General features: G+C 65.5%; 3 protein-coding genes. 2 read left to right on the top strand and 1 reads right to left on the bottom strand.

Going from position 1 to position 3974, the window contains the following annotated elements; translation table 11 throughout:
* Positions 1 to 169: 169 nt before the first annotated feature.
* Entirely contained in the window at positions 170 to 1708 is a 1539-nt protein-coding gene (locus AC1RWI_RS37785; protein WP_043354611.1) for a hypothetical protein, read from the bottom strand.
* Positions 1709 to 2038: 330 nt separating this feature from the next.
* On the opposite strand from AC1RWI_RS37785, the gene AC1RWI_RS37790 reads away from it, so the two are divergent.
* Complete coding sequence (locus AC1RWI_RS37790) at positions 2039 to 2791, top strand: sulfite exporter TauE/SafE family protein (RefSeq protein WP_043354609.1); 753 nt, start codon at positions 2039 to 2041, stop codon at positions 2789 to 2791.
* Between the two features lie 73 nt (positions 2792 to 2864).
* Positions 2865 to 3797, top strand: a complete 933-nt coding sequence (locus AC1RWI_RS37795; RefSeq protein WP_492870861.1) for an ornithine cyclodeaminase family protein — start codon at positions 2865 to 2867, stop codon at positions 3795 to 3797.
* Positions 3798 to 3974 lie beyond the last annotated feature (177 nt).

A 3974-nucleotide genomic window follows, 5' to 3' on the forward strand; every position in this document is an offset into this window, starting at 1 on the left:
GGGTTATGGGGGACTGCGTAGTGCGGTCCGGGGGCTTTATCCGTGCCACCCGATACCTTGATGTAGATTGTATACTATCTACTGTTTTTGGGAAGATGGTATTCGCGTTTCGGGAATAAAAAAAGCGAGGCACGAATGGCCTCGCTTCTTGCTGCTCGATGCGACAGGTTCAGCGCCAGAGGAACATGGCGCAAACGGTGGACACGCACAGCCCGATCAGCACCGGCAACAGCAAGGCGCGCACCGCATCGAGCACCGGCACCCGGGCAAATCCGGCCACCGCGATCAGGGAGGACCACGCGATCAGCGTGCCGCCGCCCGTCCACACCGCGCCCATCTGCCCGATTGCCGCCAGCGTGGCGGAATCGAAGCCCACCACCGGGCCCAGCGCGCCAGCCAGCGTGCCGGTCAGCGGCAGGCCGGCAAAGCCCGAGCCGTCGATGCCAGTGATCATGCCCACCAGCAGCACGCCGAATGCCACCAGCACATGGTTATCCGGAATCATGTGCTGGTACGCCTGGATCAGCTCGAACAGCAGGCTGGGCGCCTTGTCGGCGCTGACGCCCAGGATCTGCGCCGCGGTCTCGCCGGCGCCGACAAAGAAGAAGCCGGCGATCGGCAGCACCGAGCCCATGGCCTTGAAGGCGAAGACAAAGCCATCGGTGATGTGCTCGGGGCACACATCGAGCATCTTGCGCGGGCCTTCCGCCGCCAGCGTGGCCAGCATCATCAGCAGCGCCGCAACGCCGCCGACCAGTGCTGCCGCATCGCCGCCCTTCAACTCCGGCAGGGCCGAACCCATCTTCGGCAGCACCATCACGGCCACCACCGCCAGGAAGGCCAGCGGCGTCACCACCGCGAAGCACTTGGACCACTTGACGCGGCGCAGCGCCACCATGGCCAGGCTGCGCTCGATATTGGCATCGGTGACGAGCGGCTCGTCGTGCTCGGTGCCGCGCGCGATCTCGGCCTTGTCGAAGGTGCCCGCGTGTTCGGGCTTTTCCACAGCGCCGCCCGCGCGCGCTTGCCAATGGGTCAGCAAGGCGCCGCTGGCAGGCACGATGTGCTTGCGCATCGACAGATAGGCCAGGGTCAGCGCGATGGCGCCGGTAATGATCGACAGCACCAGCGCGCGATCGGCAACCACCACCGCGCTGACCGCGGCGCCGGCGGCCTTGGCGCTGATCCCGGGCGCCACGCCAATCACATAGTCGGACGACAGCGCCATGCCCTGCCCCGCGATCGCGATGGCCATGGCGCCCGCCAGCGGCGGCAGGCCGGCCGCAATCGCTGCCGGCAGCAGGATGGCCGAGACCAGCGGCACCGCCGGCGTGGGCCAGAAGAACAGCGAAATCACGTAGGTAATGCCAGCCAGGATGAAGAACGCGGAATGGCCGTTTTTCATCACCACCCGGAATGGCTCCACCATGCGGATATCCGAGCGCAGCGTCTTCAGCGAGTTGAGCAGCGCTGTCATGAATGCGATGACCAGGAAGATGTTGAACAGCTCCTTGGCCGCCACCAGGCTTGCCGAAAAAATGCCTCCCAGCGCCGAGACCGGGCTACCGGTCAGTGCGAACACCACCAGAAACGTACCCAGAATCGATGGCACGACCACATTGGCCCGCAGGATCATGGTCAGGACGATCACCGCCACGCCCGCCAGGTAGATCCAGTGTGCCGCGCCAATCACCGCTTCGTGTTGCATGTATTCCCCTTGGATCTTTATCTGTAGAGACCATCGTTTTTGTCTTGTGGGACTATAGCCGCCCCATGAACGTATACTATATTCTTGATCCGCATCAAAACAAGCGAAATCTACCGGGACTAGGGAATCCACCCAATCTGGTGCAAACCCTTACGTTTTCGCGCTGAAACGGGGACGGCAGGCACCTTTTGCGAGCCAGCAGTGCTCATTCGGCCTGTTCCAGATGTCTTTCACTTGAATTTTATGTAGACTGTATACCAATTTGTCGCGCCATCAACATGCCATCGCCGATGGCGCAGAGTGCGATCCCTGACGCCAATCCGAGCCGCCATGACACTTTCCACCCTTCTTCCCGCCGGTACCACCGCCTGGCAATTCGGCCTGATGGGTGCGCTGATCCTGTGCGGCGCCTGCCTGCAAGGCGTGGGCGGGATCGGCTTCTCGATGGTGTCGGCGCCGGTGGCCGTGCTGTTTTTCCCGCAACTGGCCCCGGGTCCCTTGCTGGCCATGGGCGGGCTGGTCTCGTTGCTGGGTGCGATACGCGAGTTCCGTGCCATTGCCTGGCGCACGGCGGGCAATGCCCTGGCTGGACGTGCGGCGGGCACGGTGGTGGCGGTGGCGGCGATGACGCAGCTGCCGGCCGAAGTGCTGGCGCTGGTGTTCGCGCTGTCGATCCTGGCTGCGGTGGCGCTGAGCCTGCTGGGCTGGCGGGTGCAGGCATCCGGCCTGAACATGGCGGTGGCGGGTGCCGCCTCCGGCTTCATGGGCACGGTCACCTCGGCGGGCGCGCCGCCCTTTGCCATCGTCATGCAGCACCTGCCGCCGCCGCAGCTGCGCGCCACCATCGGCTGCATCCTGTGCGCCGGCGCAGCGTTTTCGCTGGCCATGCTGGCTGCCGCCGGCCGTTTCGGGCTGGTGGAACTGTGGCTCAGCCTGAGCCTGTCGCCCATGCTGCTGGTCGGCTTTGCCGTGTCCAATCGCCTCAAGAACCGCTTTTCGGCCAAGGCCGTGCGCAAGCTGCTGCTGGCGCTGTGCACGGCCGGCGCCATTGGCGTGCTGGTCAAGCTCGCCCTGCCCGCCTGACGCGCCTCTTCGCCTCTGCGCGCCTCACCTTAGACCCTACGCTCCCCTCCCCCGCTACGCCAGGAAATAGACCATGCTGCATATCACCGACGAGATGATCGACCGCCACGTCAGCCCCGCTGACGCCCAGCAAGTGATGCTGGACGCTTTCCGCAGCTTCGGCCAAGGCAAGGCCGCCATGCAGGAGCGTATCCGTACCGAGGCCGGTGGCGTCAAGCTGTCCACGCTGGGCGCTGTAATTCCCGAGCAACAGGTGGCCGGCGCCAAGGTCTACACCACCATCAAGGGACAGTTTTCCTTTGTCATCCTGATCTTCTCCACCGAGGACGGCCGGCCGCTGGCATCGTTCGATGCGGGCGCGATCACCCGGCTGCGCACGGCTGCCTGCTCGGTGCTGGCGGCCCGGCACCTGGCGCGGCCGGGAGCCGAAGTGCTGGCGCTGTTTGGCGCCGGCACGCAAGGCGTGCAGCATGCCCGCCAGCTCGCCGCCGCCCTGCCGCTCAAGCGCATCCTGCTGTCCGACCCGTATGCCGATGCCGCCATGCCCGAGCGCCTGGCGCGCCAGTGCGGCATCCCGGTCGACCTTGCGCAGCCGGACCAGGCCGTGGCTCAGGCCGACATCGTGGTCACCGCCTCGCGCTCCACCACGCCGTTGTTCTCCGGCCACTCCCTCAAGCCCGGCGCCTTCGTCGCGGCCATCGGGTCCAGCCTGCCGCACACCCGCGAGCTGGACGACGTGGCGCTCTCCCGCGCGGCCCGGCTGGTAGTGGAGTGGCGCCCCCAATCCATGCGCGAGGCCGGAGACATCGTGCTGGCGGATCCCGCCGTGCTGCCGGCCGACAAGGTCGTCGAGCTGGCTGATGTGGTGACCGGCAGCGTGAAGCCGCGCGGCAATGACACGGACATCCTGATCTACAAGTCCGTGGGCGTGGGGCTGGAGGATGTGGCGCTGGCGGGCTTCGCCTACCGGCAGATCGAGGCCGCGGGTGAAGCCAGGGCCGCTTGATTCACGCTATGTGGTGCTGCCGGCATGCGGCCCGCTATTGGCCTGCATATCGGCCTGCATATTGGCCTTGTCAACCACTACCCCTTTCTTCTAATTGTAGATAGTATACAATTATCGAAACGATAGCCGGTCAAGCAGATCGCTTCCGGACGATGCTACGCAGTCCCCCCACAACCT

Source organism: Cupriavidus sp. MPR-AND1C, assembly GCF_058809705.1.

What these genes read in the sequence shown, in the direction of transcription:
- AC1RWI_RS37795 (WP_492870861.1), top strand. Translation starts at nt 2,865, where the DNA reads ATGCTGCATATCACCGACGAGATGATCGACCGCCACGTCAGCCCCGCT.
- AC1RWI_RS37790 (WP_043354609.1), top strand. Translation starts at nt 2,039, where the DNA reads ATGACACTTTCCACCCTTCTTCCCGCCGGTACCACCGCCTGGCAATTC.
- AC1RWI_RS37785 (WP_043354611.1), bottom strand. Translation starts at nt 1,708, where the DNA reads ATGCAACACGAAGCGGTGATTGGCGCGGCACACTGGATCTACCTGGCG.